Source organism: Pseudomonas sp. zfem003 (assembly GCF_032621675.1).
In the GTDB taxonomy this organism is placed as follows: Bacteria; Pseudomonadota; Gammaproteobacteria; order Pseudomonadales; family Pseudomonadaceae; genus Metapseudomonas; species Metapseudomonas otitidis.
Window position 1 is genome coordinate 342,742 of the sequence record NZ_JAVYJG010000007.1, and the last position, 19,166, is coordinate 361,907.

General features: G+C 66.2%; 23 protein-coding genes. 15 read left to right on the top strand and 8 right to left on the bottom strand.

Annotation, left to right across the window (positions count from 1 at the left end; genetic code table 11):
• Positions 1-309: 309 nt before the first annotated feature.
• Together uraD and puuE are read right to left on the bottom strand one after the other, a co-directional pair.
• Positions 310-825, bottom strand: a complete 516-nt coding sequence (gene uraD, locus RTK35_RS18575) for a 2-oxo-4-hydroxy-4-carboxy-5-ureidoimidazoline decarboxylase (RefSeq protein WP_308725476.1) — start codon at positions 823-825, stop codon at positions 310-312.
• Positions 825-1,751, bottom strand: a complete 927-nt coding sequence (puuE, locus tag RTK35_RS18580) for an allantoinase PuuE (RefSeq protein ID WP_316908685.1) — start codon at positions 1,749-1,751, stop codon at positions 825-827. The genes uraD and puuE overlap by 1 nt, the downstream gene beginning before the upstream one ends.
• 398 nt (positions 1,752-2,149) lie before the next feature.
• On the opposite strand from puuE, the gene uraH reads away from it, so the two are divergent.
• A complete protein-coding gene (gene uraH, locus RTK35_RS18585; RefSeq protein WP_316908686.1) occupies positions 2,150-2,503 on the top strand; it encodes a hydroxyisourate hydrolase in 354 nt (117 codons plus the stop codon).
• Between the two features lie 140 nt (positions 2,504-2,643).
• Here uraH and RTK35_RS18590 read toward each other — a convergent pair whose 3' ends face one another.
• A complete protein-coding gene (locus RTK35_RS18590; RefSeq protein WP_160158544.1) occupies positions 2,644-3,351 on the bottom strand; it encodes a S24 family peptidase in 708 nt (235 codons plus the stop codon).
• 385 nt (positions 3,352-3,736) lie between these two features.
• Between RTK35_RS18590 and RTK35_RS18595 the strand changes: the two genes are divergently transcribed.
• Entirely contained in the window at positions 3,737-4,009 is a 273-nt protein-coding gene (locus tag RTK35_RS18595) for a hypothetical protein (RefSeq protein WP_044404328.1), read from the top strand.
• Between the two features lie 62 nt (positions 4,010-4,071).
• On the opposite strand, the gene RTK35_RS18600 is transcribed toward RTK35_RS18595, so the two are convergent.
• Positions 4,072-5,421: an NCS2 family permease gene (locus RTK35_RS18600; protein WP_044404331.1), complete on the bottom strand. Its 1,350-nt coding sequence runs from the start codon at positions 5,419-5,421 to the stop codon at positions 4,072-4,074.
• Between the two features lie 313 nt (positions 5,422-5,734).
• Between RTK35_RS18600 and RTK35_RS18605 the strand changes: the two genes are divergently transcribed.
• The 3 genes from RTK35_RS18605 (at position 5,735) to RTK35_RS18615 (ending at position 8,708) form a co-directional block, all read left to right on the top strand.
• Positions 5,735-7,027 carry a C4-dicarboxylate transporter DctA gene (locus RTK35_RS18605; RefSeq protein ID WP_044404334.1) on the top strand — a complete coding sequence of 431 codons (1,293 nt, stop codon included), beginning with the start codon at positions 5,735-5,737 and terminating at the stop codon, positions 7,025-7,027.
• 71 nt (positions 7,028-7,098) lie between these two features.
• Positions 7,099-7,803 (top strand): FadR/GntR family transcriptional regulator, encoded by a 705-nt coding sequence (locus tag RTK35_RS18610; protein WP_044404337.1) that lies wholly within the window; start codon positions 7,099-7,101, stop codon positions 7,801-7,803.
• A 137-nt stretch (positions 7,804-7,940) separates the two neighbouring features.
• A complete protein-coding gene (locus tag RTK35_RS18615) occupies positions 7,941-8,708 on the top strand; it encodes a GntR family transcriptional regulator (protein ID WP_044404340.1) in 768 nt (255 codons plus the stop codon).
• A gap of 54 nt (positions 8,709-8,762) precedes the next feature.
• Here RTK35_RS18615 and RTK35_RS18620 read toward each other — a convergent pair whose 3' ends face one another.
• Entirely contained in the window at positions 8,763-8,942 is a 180-nt protein-coding gene (locus RTK35_RS18620) for a PA1571 family protein (protein WP_316908687.1), read from the bottom strand.
• Between the two features lie 180 nt (positions 8,943-9,122).
• Here RTK35_RS18620 and RTK35_RS18625 point away from each other — a divergent pair, with 180 nt between their 5' ends.
• From RTK35_RS18625 to RTK35_RS18650, 6 genes are all read left to right on the top strand, one after another.
• Positions 9,123-10,253, top strand: a complete 1,131-nt coding sequence (locus RTK35_RS18625) for an ATP-NAD kinase family protein (RefSeq protein ID WP_316908688.1) — start codon at positions 9,123-9,125, stop codon at positions 10,251-10,253.
• A 327-nt stretch (positions 10,254-10,580) separates the two neighbouring features.
• Entirely contained in the window at positions 10,581-11,171 is a 591-nt protein-coding gene (locus tag RTK35_RS18630; protein ID WP_316908689.1) for a DUF1287 domain-containing protein, read from the top strand.
• A 39-nt stretch (positions 11,172-11,210) separates the two neighbouring features.
• Entirely contained in the window at positions 11,211-11,654 is a 444-nt protein-coding gene (locus tag RTK35_RS18635) for a thiol-disulfide oxidoreductase DCC family protein (protein ID WP_172435114.1), read from the top strand.
• A complete protein-coding gene (locus tag RTK35_RS18640) occupies positions 11,641-12,048 on the top strand; it encodes a DoxX-like family protein (protein WP_074969311.1) in 408 nt (135 codons plus the stop codon). The genes RTK35_RS18635 and RTK35_RS18640 overlap by 14 nt, the downstream gene beginning before the upstream one ends.
• Positions 12,049-12,060: 12 nt before the next feature.
• Positions 12,061-13,848: an ABC transporter transmembrane domain-containing protein gene (locus tag RTK35_RS18645; RefSeq protein WP_316908690.1), complete on the top strand. Its 1,788-nt coding sequence runs from the start codon at positions 12,061-12,063 to the stop codon at positions 13,846-13,848.
• A 10-nt stretch (positions 13,849-13,858) separates the two neighbouring features.
• Entirely contained in the window at positions 13,859-14,965 is a 1,107-nt protein-coding gene (locus RTK35_RS18650; RefSeq protein ID WP_316908691.1) for a saccharopine dehydrogenase family protein, read from the top strand.
• 55 nt (positions 14,966-15,020) lie between these two features.
• Here RTK35_RS18650 and RTK35_RS18655 read toward each other — a convergent pair whose 3' ends face one another.
• Positions 15,021-15,302, bottom strand: coding sequence for a pyrimidine/purine nucleoside phosphorylase (locus RTK35_RS18655; RefSeq protein ID WP_044400175.1), 282 nt, complete (start codon positions 15,300-15,302; stop codon positions 15,021-15,023).
• A gap of 67 nt (positions 15,303-15,369) precedes the next feature.
• A complete protein-coding gene (locus tag RTK35_RS18660; RefSeq protein ID WP_107330894.1) occupies positions 15,370-15,930 on the bottom strand; it encodes an exonuclease domain-containing protein in 561 nt (186 codons plus the stop codon).
• 106 nt (positions 15,931-16,036) lie between these two features.
• Between RTK35_RS18660 and RTK35_RS18665 the strand changes: the two genes are divergently transcribed.
• Positions 16,037-16,918 carry an NAD(P)-dependent oxidoreductase gene (locus RTK35_RS18665; protein WP_316908692.1) on the top strand — a complete coding sequence of 294 codons (882 nt, stop codon included), beginning with the start codon at positions 16,037-16,039 and terminating at the stop codon, positions 16,916-16,918.
• A 4-nt stretch (positions 16,919-16,922) separates the two neighbouring features.
• Here the strand turns inward: RTK35_RS18665 and RTK35_RS18670 are convergent, their stop codons facing one another.
• Entirely contained in the window at positions 16,923-17,264 is a 342-nt protein-coding gene (locus tag RTK35_RS18670) for a DMT family protein (protein ID WP_044400183.1), read from the bottom strand.
• A 144-nt stretch (positions 17,265-17,408) separates the two neighbouring features.
• On the opposite strand from RTK35_RS18670, the gene RTK35_RS18675 reads away from it, so the two are divergent.
• The 3 genes from RTK35_RS18675 (at position 17,409) to RTK35_RS18685 (ending at position 19,109) form a co-directional block, all read left to right on the top strand.
• Positions 17,409-18,068, top strand: coding sequence for a hypothetical protein (locus RTK35_RS18675; protein WP_316908693.1), 660 nt, complete (start codon positions 17,409-17,411; stop codon positions 18,066-18,068).
• A gap of 107 nt (positions 18,069-18,175) precedes the next feature.
• Positions 18,176-18,451: a YkgJ family cysteine cluster protein gene (locus RTK35_RS18680; RefSeq protein WP_074969317.1), complete on the top strand. Its 276-nt coding sequence runs from the start codon at positions 18,176-18,178 to the stop codon at positions 18,449-18,451.
• Positions 18,452-18,500: 49 nt separating this feature from the next.
• On the top strand, positions 18,501-19,109 hold the full coding sequence (locus tag RTK35_RS18685; protein WP_044400184.1) for an START domain-containing protein: 609 nt from the start codon (positions 18,501-18,503) through the stop codon (positions 19,107-19,109).
• Positions 19,110-19,166 lie beyond the last annotated feature (57 nt).

Consider the following 19,166-nt stretch of genomic DNA (forward strand, 5'->3'; position numbering starts at 1 on the left):
GCAGGCGCCCCTTGCCCAGTGGCCGTGACAGCACCGACGCGGAGTGCGTGGCTGCCCGGCGATGGGCGTGCGAGGGGGAGGCAGGGCCTGGTGCGGAGTGGCGCCCAGGGTGTGGCAGGTGGCTCAGGGCCGGATGGTGCCCTGAGTCGCTGCGGCACCCGCCCCTCGCTGCAACCGCGCAGGCCGCAGGGCTGCACGCCAGACCCGGGCGGGTTGGGGTGTGCAGTCGCGACGAGGCGGCGTGCCGGCTGGGGAGGGTGCGTGGATGCATTGTTGTTTTTCTGTGGTTACGCAAGGTCGGGTGGTCGGCTACATCACTTGCAGGCGGAACAGGGCGATCTTGTTGATTTCCGCCAGGGCCCGCTGGAACTCCGCCTCGGCGCTGTTGTGGATGCGCTCTTCGAAGGCCGCGAGGATCTGGTGCCGGTTGCTGCCCTTCACCGCCATGATGAACGGGAAGCCGAACTTGGCCTTGTAGGCATCGTTCAGTTCGGTGAAGCGGGCGAACTCCTCGGGCGTGCACTCATGGATGCCGGCCCCGGCCTGTTCGTTGGTGCTGGCTTCGGTCAGCTCGCCGCGCACGGCGGCCTTGCCGGCCAGGTCCGGGTGGGCGTTGATCAAGGCCAGTTGCTGGTCATGGCTGGCGCTGAGGAGGATGTCGGCCATGCGCTGGTGCAGCGTTTCGATCTCGTCGAGGCTGGCATCCACGCCCAGGTCGTAGGCGCGCTCGGCCACCCAGGGCGAGTGTTCGTAGATGTCGGCGAAGGCGCTGACGAAGGCGTCCCGGGACAGGCCCGAGGGGGTGATGTGCTGGAAGCGGCTCATCAGGCGTTTCCTTTGAACGGGTGGTGGGTGTGCCAGTGGCGGGCGATGTCGACGCGGCGGGCGAACCAGACCTTGTCGTGCTGCTTCACGTAGTCGACGAAGCGTGCCAGCGAGGCCAGGCGTGCCGGGCGACCCAGCAGGCGGCAGTGCATGCCGATGGAGAGCATCTTCGGCGCGCCGGCGCTGCCTTCGGCGTAGAGCACGTCGAAGGCGTCCTTGAGGTATTCGAAGAAGTCGTCGCCCTTGTTGAAGCCCTGCACCTGGGTGAAGCGCATGTCGTTGGTGTCCAGGGTGTAGGGGATGACCAGATGGGGCTTCTCCGGCGTGCTGGCCGGGTCCCAGTAGGGCAGGTCGTCGTCGTAGGTGTCCGAGTCGTAGAGGAAGCCGCCTTCTTCGCGCACCAGGCGGCGGGTGTTGGGACCGGTGCGGCCGGTGTACCAGCCCAGCGGACGCTGGCCGGTCAGATCGGTAAGGATGCGGATGGCCTCCAGCAGGTGTTCGCGTTCCTGCTCTTCGCTCATGTACTGGTAGTCGATCCAGCGGTAACCGTGGCTGCAGATCTCGTGGCCGGCCTCGACCATGGCGCGGATCACGTCCGGATGGCGCTGGGCGGCCATGGCCACGGCGAAGATGGTGAGCGGGATGCCCTGCTGTTCGAAGAGGCGCAGCAGGCGCCAGACACCTGCACGGCTTCCGTACTCGTAGAGGGACTCCATGCTCATGTTGCGGGCGCCCTGCAGGGGCTGCGCGGCGACCATCTCCGAGAGGAAGGCTTCCGACTCCTTGTCCCCATGGAGGATGTTGCGCTCGCCGCCTTCCTCGTAGTTGAGGACGAAGGACAGGGCGATACGGGCCTCACCCGGCCAGTGCGGGTGGGGTGGGTTGGCGCCATAGCCGATCAGGTCGCGTGGGTAGTCGGAGCTCACTGCTGTGTTCCTTCTTCTGGTGCGTTCACAGGGGCAGGTGAACGTGATGCGTGATTGTATACAAACAAGCCTCGCACTTGTAAATCGATTATTTGCTCAAGGGCTGCCCGTGGTGCTTGCAAGAAATCTGCCCAGTCGGTCAGTTATTGATCGGCAAGCCCCTGTCAGGTGATGTTTGCAGCGTTCTGGCACAGTCGGCGAGTTGCGCGTCGGTCGAGCGATCAGCTTGCACATTATTTTGTATACAGTTTTATTTTTGCTGAGGTATATTCGGACTCGTTTCGCGCCATGCGCTGCCCCGTGACGGGGCGTCCGGTGGCGCTCCGCATCATTGGAACGCATCAGAGGAGGCAAGGCCCTTGCAGGGCGCCGGACAGGCGTCGGGGGCTGGAGACGCAATGGGACGACTGACTACTCACGTACTGGATGCAGCCCATGGCTGCCCGGGCCATGACATCCGCATCGAGCTCTACCGTGTCGAAGATGGTGGACTGGAGCTGATCACCCGCACCGTCACCAATGACGATGGACGTTGCGATGCGCCCCTGCTGCAGGGCGAGGACTATGCGACCGGGGTCTACCAGCTGCATTTCCATGCCGGTGACTACTACCGCAAGCGCGGCGTGCAACTGGCCGACCAAGCCTTTCTCGATGTGGTGGTGCTGCGCTTCGGTATCGATGCGAAGCAGGACCACTACCACGTCCCGCTGCTGATTTCCCCCTACAGCTACTCCACCTACCGGGGCAGCTAGAGAACCGACACCATCCTCGTGACTCTTCAACGAGTCCCTTTTCCCAGCCCGTTCACACTGCGGGCTTTTTTTTGCCTGGAATTTGGTGGGGCGGGCCGCTCAGGCGCGAGCAGCCCGGATCGGCTGATGGTTGCGGTGCGCTACCAGAGCACCGAGGACCAGAAGACCTGGCCGACGATCTCCAGCTCGGCCAGCGCTCGCTCTTCATCCGGGTACTCGTCCCGCTGGTAGCTGCGCAGGCGCACCTGGCCGGCGGGCAGGCGATGGAGGATCTTCACCCGGAGCATGCCGGCATCGAGCAGGGCGTAGGTCTTGCCGTCGATGACTTCGCGGCGGCCACGGTCGATGCCGAGGATGGCGCCGTCCGGAAACAGGGGCGCCATGCTGTCGCCACAGACGATGACGCAGGCGGCGAGGGCCGGGTCGATCTGGCGCGCCTGAAGTGCATGTCGGCTGAAGCGGATGCCTGAGTAGTCCAGCTCCTCCAGGGAGGTGCTGTTTTCCTCCAGAGATGTGGCTTCCTTCAGAAGTGGCAGCTCGATTTCGTACTCGTAGCGGGGTGCTTCGGATTCCCTGATGGTCATGGGGATGATTCCGTCCGGGATCTCGCGCGCCTCTTCATTGCCATCGGGGTCATGGGCCGATTGCACGAGCTGTCCCCCAATGCTGAGGGTCGGCATCTGCAGGCAGGCGAGTATCCGGTTGATTCTCGTCAGCCCGGGCTCGCGGCGGCCGTTCAGCCAGTGCGCGACCGCGCCCTGGGTCACGCCGATCCGTTCGGCCAACTGCTCCTGGGTGACGCCCAGTTCTTTCATCCTGGCTTTGGCCAGCAGGTTCCATTTTTTCATGGAGGGCGACATTACGCGCCGTATTGCCATTCGCCAGTGACCTTGTGTAATACAGGGTTGTATCATCGAATACGATACGTATTCTATCTTTGGGATGTTTCCGCAGGCGGGCGTTGTGATCCTCCTCCCGGTCAATCCGCCTTCTGGTGCTGGCGGTTGGGAGGAAAGGTGATGACGTCGGTTGCGGAGGTTTCGCCCTCCAACCGTCGCGTGGTTGCCCGCTCCTGGTATCCCGCGCGCTCCTGGATTGGATGGGGTGCCAGGAAGGTGCCCTGTCCCACTCGGGCGGTCGCGTGGCCCCCGGCCAGGGCGGTGCAGCGACGGCTGGAGGGCTTTCTTACTGCGGGGACTGGCTGCCCCGGTGTTTCGCGAAAGGAGACGCGACGTGCAATTTGAGCTGACGGTTCTGTGCCTGGGCATCCACCGTGTCGAGGCGGGTGGACGCGTGTGGTGCTTCGCTTCCATCGCGCGCGAACCTGCGACCCGGGAGGAGCGCCGCTGCAACCGAGGCTATCTGGTGCAGCAGGTGACTGCCGAAGTACGGGTGTTCGAGGAGGTGGGGTGGTTGTCCGGCCCGACGCGGCTGAGCTTCAGGTGTTCGATCAGTGAGGAGCCGGGTGGCTCTTATCGGCCGCACCTGCTGGCGTTGTGTCACTGAGTGCCGGGGCGCAGGAGGGTCTGGGCGGAGCCTCGCGGTCGGCGCGCGAGGCTCCGGGGCGGTCAGAGGAAGATGAACTTGGCGATGAAGATGGCGCAGAGCACGTAGAGGCTGAGGGACACCTCGCGGTAGCGGCCGGTGAAGGCCTTCATGGCGACGTAGCTGACGAAGCCCAGGGCGATGCCGTCGGCGACCGAGAAGGTCAGCGGCATCATGATCACGGTGACGATGGCGGGGATGGTCTCGGTGTGTTCGTCCCAGTCGATGTGGGCCATGCCGCCCATCATCAGCATGGCGACATAGATGAGGGCGCCAGCGGTGGCGTAGGCGGGGATCATCCCGGCCAGCGGGGCGAAGAACATCGCCGCGACGAACAGCACGCCCACGGTGACTGCGGTCAGGCCGGTCCTTCCGCCCGCAGCCACACCGGCCGCGCTTTCCACGTAGCTGGTCACCGGCGGTACGCCGAGCACGCCGCCGAACACGCTGGAGGCGCTGTCGGCCTTCATGGCCCTGGACAGGTTCTCGATGCGGCCGTCCTCCTTCACCAGGTTGGCGCGCTGGGCCACGCCCATCAGCGTCCCGGCGGTGTCGAACATGTGCACGAAGAGGAAGGCGAGGATGACGCTGACCATGGTCACGTTGAACGCGCCGGCAATGTCCATCGCCATGAAGGTGGGCGCCAGGCTCGGGGGCATGGAGAACACGCCGCCGAACTTGACGATGCCGAGGCCGACGCCGACCAGGGTGACGGTGAGGATGCTGATGAGGATGCCGCCGAATACGCGGCGGTATTCCAGCACCGCGATCATCAGGAAGCAGATGGCGGCGAGCAGCGGACCGGGGGAGGTCAGGTCGCCGATGTGCACCAGGGTCGAGGGGTGGGCGACGACGATGCCGGCCGTCTTCAGGCCGATCAGCCCGAGGAACAGGCCCACCCCGGCACCCATGGCGAAGCGCAGGCTGCTGGGGATGCTGTTGAGCAGCCATTCGCGGATGCGCGAGAAAGTCAGCACCATGAACAGCACGCCGGAGAGGAAGACCGCACCGAGGGCGATCTGCCAGCTGTAGCCCATGGTGTTGACCACGGTGTAGGTGAAGAAGGCGTTGAGGCCCATCCCCGGTGCCAGGCCGACCGGCCAGTTGGCGTAGAGCCCCATGAGGAAGCAACCGAACGCGGCAGCCAGGCAGGTGGCGACGAAGGCGGCGCCGTGGTCGATGCCGGCGTCCGCCATGATGTTCGGGTTGACGAAGATGATGTAGGCCATGGTGATGAAGGTGGTGAGACCGGCGGCCAGTTCGGTCTTCACGGTGGTGCGGTGCTGGGTGAGCTTGAAGAGGCGGTCGAGCAGGCCCTGGGCAGGAGGGCTTTCGGCGTACAGGTTTTGTTCTTGTTGTCTGGTGCGTTCCACAGCAGGTACCTCTCATTCGTTGTTGTGAGCTTCTTCCCGGCTGGTTACCTGGGTCCCTTGCACTGAGGGAGAAGCCTTGAGGTGTTTGCCCGGCGGGCTGACGCATTTTTCTGACTTTTGGGTCAGAAAGTATGCAGTCGGATTATGTGTTTGTGTACAAAAAAGTCAATTGGTGTTTGCGGGGCCTTGTGTACGGATTTTCACGGCCCTAGACTGCGACAGCTGGACTGACCGGTAAGACCACAACAACAAAGCCTCCGGTATCCGTGGCTCCCTGCTGCGCGCCGCGAAGGCAACCCAGGAGATCACTCCAATGCTCAAGTGGTGTTCGCGCTCGATTTTCCTTCAGGTCGTCATCGGCCTGGTCATCGGCATCCTCTGTGGCGTCGGCTTCCCCGAGTTCTCGGCGCAGCTCAAGCCCCTGGGGGATGGCTTCATCAAGCTGATCAAGATGCTCATCGCGCTGATCGTGTTCTGCGTGGTGGTCAGTGGCATCTCCGGTGCCGGCGACCTGAAGAAGGTGGGCCGCATCGGATTCAAGTCGGTGGTGTACTTCGAGGTGCTGACGACCCTGGCGTTGCTGATCGGTCTGCTGGTGGCCTACGGCTCCGGGCTGGGGGAGGGCGCCAACATCAACCTCAGCGAGCTGCCGGCGGGTGATGCGGCGGCCTACACCTCACGCACCGGCGACCTGCATGGGCCGGTGGCGTTCCTGATGGGGTTGATCCCCAACTCGGTATTGGGCGCCTTCGCCGATAACGACATCCTCCAGGTGCTGGTGTTCTCGGTGCTGTTCGGGTGCGCACTGAACATGGCCGGTGAGTCGGCGGCCGGCATTGCCCGGCTGATCGGTGAGCTGAGCCACGTGATCTTCCGGATCATGGGGATGATCGTGCGCCTGGCGCCGATCGGGGTGTTCGGCGCCATCGCCTTCACCACCAGCAAGTACGGCGTCGATTCCCTGCGCCACCTCGGCGGACTGGTGCTGGTGTTCTACCTGACCTGCACGGCCTTCGTGCTGCTGGTGCTGGGGACGGTGCTGCGGGTGTCGGGGCTGCGCCTGTTGCCGTTCCTCGGCTACCTGCGGGAGGAGTTGCTGATCGTGCTGGGCACTGCCTCCTCCGATGCGGTGCTGCCCCAGGTCATGCGCAAGCTGGAGCACCTGGGCATCCGCAGTTCCACCGTGGGGCTGGTGATCCCTACCGGCTACTCGTTCAACCTGGATGGCTTCTCCATCTACCTGACCCTGGCCATCGTCTTCATTGCCCATGCCACCGGCACGCCCCTGGCGATGAATGACCTGCTCACCATCCTGCTGGTCTCCCTGGTGACCTCCAAGGGCGCCCACGGCATCCCGGGATCGGCGCTGGTGATCCTCGCGGCAACCCTGGCGGCGGTGCCGGCGATCCCGGTGGTCGGGCTGGTGCTGGTGCTTTCGGTGGACTGGTTCATGGGCATCGGCCGGGCGCTGACCAACCTCATCGGCAACTGCGTGGCCACCGTCGCCATCGCCCGCTGGGAGCAGGACATCGACCTGCAGCGGGCCCGTGGCGTGCTGGCCGGCGAGCAGGGGCTGGCCTTCAAGGCGCGGGCCTCTGCCGATTGAGTGCGGACCGACCGGGCAGGCATGATGCTGCCCGGCGTCGGGCCTGAATGGGTCGAGGAGGAAGCGAATCCATGTCTACCACCCTGGTGGGGTCGGTTGTGCAGTCGTTGCGTGAAGCTATCGAGCAGGGCCGCTGGCCCGCCGGGGAAATGCTCCCGGGGCAGCGGGAGCTGGCCGACCAGCTCGGGGTCAGCCGGCCCTGTCTGCGGGAAGCCGTCACCGTGCTGGAGACCCTCGGCATGGTGCGCTCGCTGCCCGGCAAGGGGGTGCAGGTGCTGGCGCGGGAGGCTGTCGACGTGGCGGAGCCGCGCGTGGCGGCCGGGCATCGCATGGCCGATATCCTTGAGCTGCGCTATGCGCTGGAGCCATTCATCGTGGGGTTGGTGGCGCAGTCCATCGCCAGTGCCGACCTCGATCGCCTGCGCCTGCGCCTGCTGGACCTGCGCGATGCTGCCGAGGACGGCGCGCTGGATGCCTTCGTCGAGGCTTACCTGGGGTTTCACCGGCTGCTGGGCAGCCTCACCAGCAACCCCATCTTCCAGCACCTGGTCGGCCAGGCTGGTGACGCGCTGGCCCGCAGCGATGTGTTGCTGCGCCAGGGCGCCGACCAGCTTGAGGCCCGGGTGCGCGAGCACGAGGCGCTGGTCCAGGCCATTCGCCGCCGCGACAGCGTCCTGGCCGCTGATCTGATGCGCCAGCACCTGGCCAATGAGGCTCGCCGGCTCGACTTGCCGCTGCAGTTGCCGGAGTCGCCGATGAGTGCCTCCAAAGCGTGATGTTCTGTGAGCTACGAGCGGTTTGTGTACAATGCGCCACACTTTCATGCGGCTGATGGCTCGGGTGCTGGCGTAACGGCATCCCGCCGGCATAGTGTCAGCCCATTCCCGCTTTTGAACTTCACTGTGTGGTCCTCATGAACGACGTCGAGCAAAGTCTGAAGAAACCGCCGCGCGCCACCAAAGGCACGCGCAGTGGCACCCAGGACGAGGTGGTCTACGCGCACATCTTCGAAGCCATCCTCGAGCAGCGCCTGGCACCGGCCACCAAGCTCAGCGAGGAGGCCCTCGGCGAGATCTTCGGCGTGAGCCGCACCATCATCCGTCGCGCGCTGTCCCGCCTCGCCCACGAAGGCGTGGTGCTGCTGCGGCCGAACCGTGGGGCCGTGGTAGCCAGCCCGGGTGCCGAGGAAGCACGGCAGATCTTTTACGCACGTCGGATGATCGAGCGGGCCATCACCGAGCTGGCCTGCAAGAACGCCACCCCCGAGCAGATCGCCGGGTTGCGCCAGATGGTGCTGGAGGAGCGCGCCTGCTTCGCCCGGGGAGATCGCGGGATGGGTATCCGCCTGTCCGGTGAATTCCACCTCAAGCTGGCCGAGGCAGCTGGCAACTATACGCTGCTCGGCTTCCTGCGCAGCCTGATCTCGCAGACCTCGCTGATCATCGCGCTCTACGAAAGCAGCAGTCGCACCCATTGTTCCGACGAGGAGCACGACCGGGTGATCGACGCGATCGAGGCGGGTGACGAGGACACCGCCGTGGAGCTGATGATGCGCCACATGGACAGCGTCGACGCCAAGCTGAACCTCGATGGCGAGACGGCTTCCGACGATCTGCACGCGGTGTTCTCGCACATCCTGCAGAACAAGAAGAAGGGCACCCGCGCGTCCCGCGGCGCCTGATTCACGTGAACATGAAAAAGCCCCGTTTCCGGGGCTTTTTCATGTCTGGCCATCCTAGCTCTGGCGAGCGGAGCCGGAGTGCGATTGCCGGTCCAGCTCACGGCAGGCGCGCTGGATCATGCCCTCGGTAATGGGGATCTCGCGCCCCAGGGCATCGATGATGGCGCCGCCCACCGGTTGCTCGGGTTTGAGCGGAACGACGCGACGGTTTTCGGTGCGGGTCTGCAGGCTCATGGGTAGGTCTCCTCATCAGGTGGTGTGCGCAGTCTAGGTCCCTCAGATGAAGGCAAGATGAAGGCGATAGCGCCGGGAAAACGTCACATCTTCGGGATCGGAAGCCCGAAGCAGGTGCCGTGCCAGCGCAGCCGCAGCGGTTGACCCGGGCGCGGCAGGAAACGTTCAGACGAGGTGTGCATGTCGATATTCCGAATGGGTCTGATCATCAATCCCCTGGCCGGCGTCGGTGGCCCCGCGGCATTGCGGGGCAGCGACGGTGTGGCCGGGCTCGCACTGGAGCGCGGCGCCGTGCCCCAGGCCCAGCAACGTACGCGCCTGGCCCTGGAGCCTCTGTTGGGGCTGGCGGAGCGCATCGAGTTCCTTTGCCTGCCCGGCGTCATGGGCGGTGAGTTACTGGCGCAGATGGGCTTTCGTCATCGCCTGCTGGGCACGCTGGACGGGCCGAGCGGTGCCGACGATACCCGCCGTGCGGTGCAGGCGATGCAGGAGGCGGGTGTCTCGCTGATCCTCTTCGCCGGTGGCGACGGTACGGCCCGGGATGTGGGGGACGTGGCGCGGGAAGGCCAGCCGGTGCTGGGCATCCCTGCCGGGGTGAAGATCCAGTCCGGCGTCTACGCCATCAGCCCCCGCGCCGCTGGGGAGCTGGCTCGGCGCCTGGTGGAGGGCGGCCTGGTGCGCCTGGCCAGTGGCGAAGTGCGTGACCTGGACGAAGCGGCGCTGCGTGACGGGCGGGTGGCCTCGCGCTGGTACGGGGAGATGACGGTGCCGGTGGAGGGCCACTTCATGCAGCAGGTGAAGCAGGGTGGTGTGGAGTCGGAGGAGTTGGTACTGCTGGAGCTGGCCGACTGGCTGGCGGAGGAATGGCAGCCCGGCGTGCGCTATGTCTTCGGCCCGGGGTCGACCCTGCACGGGCTGGCCGCCAACCTGGGGCTGGATGGCACACTGCTGGGCGTGGACGTGGTGGAGAGCGGGCAGGTGATCGCCCGCGACGTGACGGAGGCCGAGTTGCTGGCGCTGGTATCGGACCACCCGGCGTTCATCCTGGTGACCGCCATTGGCGGCCAGGGCCACATCATCGGGCGCGGCAACCAGCAGATCAGCCCCAGCGTGCTGCGCGCCGTCGGGCTCGACCGCTTGAGGGTGGTGGCGACCAAGCGCAAGCTCGTGACCCTGGAGGGGCGGCCCTTGCTGGTGGACAGCGGTGATCCGGCGCTGGATGCCGCATTCCCGGATGCGATACGGGTCTGGTCGGGCTATCGCGAGGAGCTGCTGTATCCCGTCGGTTGGGCAGCGGAAGAGGGCGAGTAGGCCGATGGCTACAGCCTGATCGGCCAGGCCGACGGCCTTGAGTCGACTCCCCGCCCTGGCTTGGCAGGCAGGCGGTGGGTAGGGTGTGCAGGCCTGCTGTCCCGGCTCCCATGCCCGGCGCAATCTCCTCAGGGCTTATGGTTGGGGCGTCGAGCATGGGGACCGGGGCGGCAGGTTCCTTTTCCGGTTTCATCTCCCTTTCGATCTCCCTCTTCTCTCGCCTCCTTCCCACACTGTGCGCCAGCGCCATGACGTCCTGGATGTTTCCAGCTAGGGTGGCGCCTGGATCCGTGCCCGTTCGCCAGGGCGCCAGCAAGGGAGGCCGGCATGTGCAGCAAGGCATTCAGGTACGTACTGGGCATTGGCCTGTGGTGGTTCTGCCTGGCCGGGTGGGCGGCCGTCGACGGCGGACGCCTGGTGGAGGCGGCCCGTACCCAGGTGGGGGTGACCCTCGGCTATGACCCCGCCTACCGGCGCATTGCCTACCCCGGCGGGGATGTGCCACTTGCGACCGGTGTCTGCACCGACGTGGTCATCCGCGCGCTCCGCGCCCAGGGCCTGGACCTCCAGCAGCGCGTCCACGAGGACATGCGCCGGCACTTCTCCGCCTATCCCCGGCATTGGGGGCTGAAACGCCCCGACCCCAACATCGATCATCGCCGGGTGCCCAACCTGATGACCTGGTTCGACCGACAGGGCCTGTCCCTCAAGGTCGGGCAGGCTGCCGCCGACTACCAACCCGGCGACATCGTCACCTGGGACCTGGGGCGTGGCCTGCAGCACATCGGCATCATTTCCGACCGGCGCAGCCGCGAGGGCACGCCGTTGGCGCTGCACAACATCGGCCAGGGCACGCAGGAGGAGGACATCCTGTTCCGCTGGCCGATCCTGGGTCATTACCGTTTCGCAGCGCACTGAAGCGCGCCTATCATCTCCCCACATTTTCCCCGGAGCTGGATCATGCCCAGTGAGACCCAACCGCCCTTCATCGGTCCGGACGACCGCGTGGTGCTGTTCGACGGCGTCTGCAAGCTCTGCAATGGCTGGGCACGCTTCCTGATCCGGCATGACCGTCGCGAGCGCCTCAAGCTGGCGTCGGTGCAGTCTCCCGAGGGGCAGGCGTTGCTCGCCTGGTACGGCCTGCCCACCGACCACTTCGAGACCCTGGCCTACATCGAGGGCCAGCGCCTGCATGTGCGCACCGATGCGGTGTTGCGGGTGCTCGGGCAATTGCCGGCGCCCTGGCACTGGCTGAGGCTCTTCCGTGTGGTGCCCGCGCCCGTGCGGGACTGGCTCTACGACCGCGTTGCTCTGAACCGCTACCGGCTCTTTGGCCGGCACCCGGTGTGCATGCTGCCCCATCCCGATCATGAGAGGCGCTTCCTGCATGGCGAGCGCTGATCCCAGGCTGTACGCCAGCCTGGCCCGCTGGGGGCTGGCACTGTTGTTTCTCTACCACGGCATCGTGCCCAAGCTGCTCTGGCTGAGCCCGGGTGAACTGGAGATGATCCGCGCCCACGGCTTCGAGCAGGCGCGGCTCCTAGCGGCCCTGGCCGGTGTGGCCGAGGTGGTGCTGGCCCTGGCATTGCTGGTGGTGCGCAGGCGTCGCTGGCCGCTGGCGCTGAGTGCGCTGGCCTTGGTCGGCTTGCTGGTGGACGTGGCGGTTGTGGCGCCGGGCTTCCTGGTGCAGGCCTTCAACCCGGTGTCCACCAACCTGACGGCGTTGTTCCTCTGTGCCATCGGCTGGCTGGCGGAGCGCCCGGAAAACCCGCAGAGTGTCGCCTCTTCCCGTTGATCGAGTCCTAGCATGGGTCTGCTTTCCTCTCGCCGGCGCGGTGCCCTGCGCATGGCGGCGCAATTCGTCGCGCCCTACCGCGGCCGGGTGATCGGTGCCCTGCTGGCGCTGCTGTTCACCGCCGGCATCACCCTGTCCATGGGGCAGGGCATTCGCCTGTTGGTGGACCGTGGCCTGGCGACCCAGTCGCCAGAGGCCCTGAACCATTCGATCCTGTTCTTCTTCGCGCTGGTGGTGGCCCTGGCTGTGGGCACCTTCACCCGCTTCTACCTGGTGTCGTGGGTGGGCGAGCGCTTCGTGGCGGACATCCGCATGCGGGTGTTCAACCACCTCATCGAGTTGCACCCCGGTTTCTTCGAGAGCAACCGGGCCTCGGAAATCCAGTCACGGCTGACGGCCGACACGACCTTGCTGCAGTCGGTGATCGGCTCCTCGCTGTCTCTGGCGCTGCGCAACGGCATCATGCTGGTGGGCGGCATCGTGCTGCTCTTCATCACCAACCCCAAGCTGACCGGCATCGTGGTGGTGGCGTTGCCGCTGGTGGTGGCGCCGATCCTCCTTTTTGGCCGGCGGGTGCGCAGCCTGTCGCGGCAGAGCCAGGACCGCATCGCCGACGTGGGCAGCTACGTCGGCGAGACCCTAGGCCAGATCAAGACCGTGCAGGCCTACAACCACCAGGCCCAGGACCGGCTTCGCTTCGGCCACACCGTGGAAGGCGCCTTCGACACGGCACGCAAGCGCATCGCCCAGCGCGCCTGGCTGATCACCGTGGTGATCGTGCTGGTGCTGGGGGCGGTGGGGGTGATGCTCTGGGTGGGCGGGATGGACGTGATCGCCGGGCGTATCTCCGGCGGTGACCTGGCGGCGTTCGTCTTCTACAGCCTGATCGTCGGCTCGGCTTTCGGGGCCATCAGCGAGGTGATCGGCGAATTGCAGAGCGCAGCCGGTGCCGCCGAGCGCATCGCCGAACTGTTGGCGACGCGCAGCCAGATCCAGGCCCCGCCCGCTGACCAGCTTCAGCACCTGCCGCCCCGGCCGGTCGGCGCGCTCAGCCTTGAGGCGGTGCGCTTTGCCTACCCCTCGCGCCCGGGTGTGCCGGCCATCGACGGCATCGACCTGGAGATCCGACCCGGCGAGACGCTGGCGTTGGTAGGGCCATCCGGTGCGGGCAAGTCGACCCTGTTCGACCTGCTGCTGCGCTTCTCCGATCCGAATTCCGGCGAGGTCCGGGTCGATGGGGTTCCGCTCCGGTCGCTGGACCCGGCCGACCTGCGCCGTTGCTTTGCCCTGGTGTCGCAGTCGCCGGCGCTGTTCTTCGGCAGCGTGGAGGAGAACATTCGTTATGGCTGCCCGGCTGCCACCGCCGAGCAGGTGGAGGCGGCGGCACGTGCCGCCCACGCCCACGAGTTCATTGCGCGCATGCCCGATGGCTATCGCACCCACCTCGGCGATGCCGGAGCCGGGCTGTCCGGCGGTCAGCGCCAGCGCCTGGCCATTGCCCGCGCGTTGCTGGTGGACGCGCCCATCCTGCTGCTGGACGAGGCGACCAGTGCACTGGACGCTGAGAGCGAATACCAGATCCAGCAGGCGCTGCCGGCGTTGATGCAGGGGCGTACGACCCTGGTGATCGCTCACCGCCTGGCGACGGTGCAGCGGGCGGACCGCATCGCCGTGATCGACCAGGGCCGCCTGGTGGCGATCGGTACCCACGCCGAGCTGGTGCGCAGCAGCCCGCTGTATGCGCGCCTGGCCGAGCTGCAGTTTTCAACCCATGGGGACGCGGCGGGTGACCGCGCCTGAGGAGCTGTTGGTGTCAACGGAACTGAACGTGCTGGTGCTGGGTGGCTATGGCAATTTCGGCCGCCTGATCGTCCGGCGCCTGGCCAGTGTGCCCGGTGTGCGGGTGCTGGTGGCGGGGCGCAACCTGGAGAAGGCCCAGGCGCTGGCCGAGGCGCAAGGTGCCCGGGCGGTGCGGCTGGACATCGATGAGCCGGGGCTGGCGGAGGCGTTCTCGCGGCTCGACGTGCAGGTGGTGATCTCCACCGTGGGGCCGTTCCAGGGTCAGGACTACCGCGTCGCCGAGGCCGCCCTGGCGGCGGGCTCGCATTACATCGACCTGGCGGATGCGCGGGGCTTCGTGTGCGGCATCACCCGGCTGGACGAGGTGGCCCGCCAGCGTGGCGTATTGCTCTGCGCGGGGGCGAGCTCCGTGCCCGGCCTGAGTGCGGCGGTGGTGGATGAGCTGCTCCCCCGTTTTGGTCGCCTGGAGCGGATCGAGCACGGCATCAGCTCTTCGGAAAAGACGCCGGGCGTCTCCACCCTGGCGGCGGTACTCAACTATTGCGGGCGGCCGATTCGTTGCTGGCGGGATGGGCAGTGGCGCTCGGTGTATGGCTGGCAGGACCTGCGGCTGCAGCGCTTCCGCGCGCCCATGGGGACCCGCTGGATCGGCGCCTGCGATGTACCGGACCTGGAGCTTTTCCCCGCGCGTTACCCCGGGGTGCGGGAAGTGAGCTTCCGCGCCGGGGTCGGCCTGCGTCTGACCCAGTTCGGTACCTGGGCGCTGTCCTGGCTGGTGCGTGCCGGCCTGGTGCGTGACGCCGTTCGGCTTGCGCCGCTGCTGCGGCGCGGGGCGGTGATGCTGGAGCCGCTGGGAGACGGGCTGAGTGGCATGTTCGTGCGGCTGTCCGGCCAGGACCCGGGCGGTCTGCCGCTGACGCTTACCTGGGAGTTGCTCGCCCATGACAACGACGGCCCCAACATTCCCTGCATGGCGGCCGTGGCGCTGGTGCGCAAGTTGGCGGACGGCAGCCTTGTGGCGCGTGGGGCAATGCCCTGTATCGGCCTGTTCAGTACCCAGGAGTACCTGGCGGAGCTGGAGGGCATGCGGATCGAGACCCAGGTGCGCGAGGGCTGATCGCCAGGCATGAAAAAACCGGCCACCAGGGCCGGTTTTTTCATGGGGCCTTAGCTCAGCGGTATTCGCAGAGGTAGGCGGTGTCCTGGGCGACCTTGAGCTGGAACTTGCTGTTGGCCGGTACGGTGAACTGGGTGCCGGCGGCGAAGGTTTCCCATTGCTCGCTGCCCGGCAGCTTGACGGTCAGGGCGCCGGCGATGACGTGCATCACTTCCAGCTGGTTGGTGCCGAATTCGTAGTCACCAGCGGCCATGACGCCGATGGTGGCGGGGCCTTCGCTCATGCCGAAGGCGATGGATTTTACGGTGCCGTCGAAGTACTCGTTGACCTTGAACATGGGGCGGGCTCCTTGGAAAGGGGTCTAAAAAGGCTCGCCAGTATGCCGAAGGCGTCTGACAGCGTCACTAGTCCCTTTGGCCCGGCGCTGCGGGCAGGAGGAGGGGCAGCAGCCGGGCGGTATTGCGGGCGTCTTCCAGGGCGCGGTGCTGTTGCCCCTGGAAGCTGAGCCCGGCCAGTTGCAGGGCGGCATTGAGGCCGACCGGGCGCTTGAGCTGGCGGGCTTTCGCGAAGTGCTGCTTGAGGTTCAGGTGGGGGAGGCTGGCCAGCAGGCTGGTGAGCTGGTTCTGCCGCCACTCCTGCTCCAGCTGGCGGCGGTCGTAGTCGCCCCAGCTGCCCCAGCCCACCAGGCGGGCGCGGTGGTTGTCGAGCCAGCGTTCGAAGCCCGTCCAGACGCTGGGCAGGGGCTGCGCGGCGTCGACATTGGCCTGGGTGATGTGGGTCAGTTCGCGGCAGAAGGTCGTCAGGCAGGGGCGGCGTTGCGGGCGCACGAAGCGCTGGAAGTGGTCCAGTTCTCGCCCTTCGGTGCTGACCAGGGTGGCGCCGATCTCGATGATTTCCATTTCTTCCATGGGCCAGCCGCCTTCGTCGGTGGTGGCTTCCAGGTCTATCACCAGCCAGTGCGGCATGGGGCTCTCCTTGGCGCCTGCAGGGTGTCTGCAATGGGCTGCGAGCGAGTATGGGGGCGCTTTCGCGGCACCGCAAACCGCGTGATAGGCTTCTTTGGACAGTCGAATGCGGAGGTGTGAGATGGCGAAGGTGAGCTTTATCGGGTTGGGCGTGATGGGGTTCCACATGGCCGGCCACCTGGCCTGCGAAGGGCACGAGGTGCGGGTCTACAACCGTACGCCGGAGAAGGCCCGGCTCTGGTGCGACGAGTTCGCCGGCGAGTGCTTCGCCACGCCACGCGAGGCGGCTGAGGGTTCCGAGTTCGTCATGACCTGCGTGGGCAATGACGATGACCTGCGTGCGGTGCTGCTCGGCGATCAGGGTGCCTTTGCCGGCATGGCGCCGGGCAGCCTGCTGGTCGATCACACCACGGCATCGGCATCCGTGGCCCGTGAGCTGGCGGTACTGGCAGCGGAGCGGGAGCTGGGCTTCCTCGATGCGCCGGTGTCCGGCGGCCAGTCCGGTGCCGAGAGCGGCATGCTGACCATCATGGTGGGTGGCGAGCATGAACTGTACGAGCGGGCGGCTCCGGTGATCGAGGCTTACGCGCGGATGAGCCGCCTGATGGGCCCCACCGGCAGCGGGCAGCTGACCAAGATGGTGAACCAGATCTGCGTGGGCGGCCTGCTGCAGGCGCTGTCCGAGGGGCTGCACTTCGCCCGCAGCGCCGGGCTGGATGCGGCGGCGGCGATGGAGGTGATCGGCAAGGGTGCGGCGCAGTCCTGGCAGCTCGACCACCGTCACCAGAGCATGCTGGAAGGCAAGTTCGACTTCGGCTTCGCGGTCGATCTGATGCGCAAGGACTACGAGATCGTCTTCGAGGAGGCGCAGCGCAACGGCATTGCGCTGCCGGTGACCGAGCTGGTGGATCGCTTCTATGCGGAAATCCAGCGGCAGGGCGGCGGTCGTTGGGATACCTCCAGCCTGATCACACGGTTAACCCGCTGACGCTTCAGGCGCGGAAGATGAAGTACACCGCGCCGAGCAGGCACAGCCCTGCCCAGAGGTAGTCCAGCTTCAGCGGCTGTTGCATGAAGTAGACGCTGAAGGGGACGAATACGGCGAGGGTGATGACCTCCTGCATGATCTTCAGCTGGGCGACCGACAGCGCGGTGTAGCCGATCCGGTTGGCAGGCACCTGCAGCAGGTATTCGAACAGGGCGATGCCCCAGCTGATCAGTGCGGCGATGATCCACGGCTTGGTGTTCAGGGTCTTCAGGTGGCCGTACCAGGCGAAGGTCATGAAGACGTTGGAGAAGGTCAGGAGGATGGCAGTCTGCATCCAGATGGGCATGGCAGGGCTCCGGGCGTTGGGCGGGATGCCAGCCTAATGGGCGTGATGGTGGGATGAGAAGGGGGCGGGATGCGAGGGGTGTGGGGTTGGTCGGCAGCTGCGGCGCTGGCGCTTCTGGTGGCTGGTCTGGCGTGGTGGGGCTGGATGCTTCGCGCCCCTGTGTCCTCGGCGCCGAGCCTGGTGGTTCCACCGGCCTTTGCCCTGGCCAGGGAGTTCGGCTTCGGCGCCTATCGCCTGGCCTGGAGCGGGCGTGACCTGGACCTGCTCGATGGTGCGGGGCGTTCGTTGTGGCGCACGAAGGGGGGATTCCTCTCGGCCGGCAGGGCTGATCCTGTGGTGGGCTGCGAAGAACAGAGCCTGGAGGGGTTTCAGAGTGCCGGTCGTCGGCTGCAGGTCTTTGGTCACCTGCGCTGCACGGATGGCCGTATCAGCGCCTATCGCCTGGAGATGCAGGACGAGGGCGCGCGCGGCGTGCTTCTGTCCGTGACCCTGGGGGATCCGGCGCTCGACCGGGTTGTGCTGCGTTGGCAGCGCGAGCCCGACGAGCGATTCCAGGGCGTTGCCGATGCCGGAAATGGCAGTGCGGCCAGCGCGGGTAAGGGGAGGGGGCCGATACCCGAAGTGAAGGGGCGCTGGACGGTGGGGCCTTCCGAGTCGTTGCTGCTGCAATCGTCGAGCCGTACGTTCTACAGCGGACCGGGTGTGACGCGGGCATTCGATGCGGAATCCGCCGGAGTCGTTTCCCTTGCCGTGGAAGCGGGCAGCCTTGAGTTGCGGGTTGCCAGGCCTGCGCTATCGCCATGACCCCCCGCTGGCTCCGATGCGCGGCGGGTGCGTTCAGGCCTCTCCACAGCGAGCTGCGCCGCGAGTAGAATCCGCGCTCCCATCAGCCTTGTCATTACTCAGCGATCATGATCTGCCGAGCAGGTTGCGGTGCCTGCTGCATAGCACCGTCCATATCTTCCCCCATCCCTGGCATGCCCGATGGCAAGGCCGCGGGAGAGCGTTGTCTGCACCTGTCCCCCGAACATCTATGCCGATTGTTTGGCAGGCCCGAGCGTCCGCAGGTCTGTTCGGCCTTCGATGCCGATCCTTTTGTCTGTGGCGAAACCCGTGAGGACGCTATACGTTTGCTGGGCTGGCTGGAACAAGAGACCGCTGTCGCGGTCAGTCACTCTGTCCGGTAGGCGTCCAAGAGGGGCGAGGACTGGTCATCGAATAACAAGGAGAAGAAGGATGGTTTCGCTGCAACGTATCGCCGTGGCCTGCGGGCTGGGTGTCCTGCTGGCGTCGGCTGCCCACGCCGAGGACTGGAAGCTGGCCAAGGACGAGGATGGCATCAAGGTCTATCTCAGCGAGGTGTCCGGGTCCAAGTACAAGGCCTATCGCGGGGTCGTCACCATCAAGTCGGACGTCGCCACCCTGCGCAAGCTGCAGGAGGATGTGTCCGGTTCCTGCAAGTGGATCCACGAGTGCGAGCAGCAGAAGCTGCTGAAGCGAGAAGGTGCGGATAGCTGGACCTACACGCGCTTCAATACGCCCTGGCCGGTCACCCCTCGTGATTCGATCATCCATGCGGTGACCAGCGAAGGCGCCGATGGCAGTCTGACCCGTGTCCTCAAGGGCGAGCCGACCTACCTGCCGGAGGAGAAGGGCTACGTTCGCGTGGCGTCGGTAGAAGGGGAGTGGAAGTTCGTGCCGAAAGGGGCCGATGCGGTGGAGGTGACCTACCAGGTCCACACCGAGCCGGGTGGCAGCGTGCCGTCCTGGCTGGCCAACAGCTTCGTGGTCGATGCGCCGTTCAATACCCTGGACCACCTGCGCAAGCTGGCCGAGAAGAAATGATCCATCGCTGAAATGAAAAAAGGCTGCCAATTGGCAGCCTTTTTCGTGGAGTTCGCG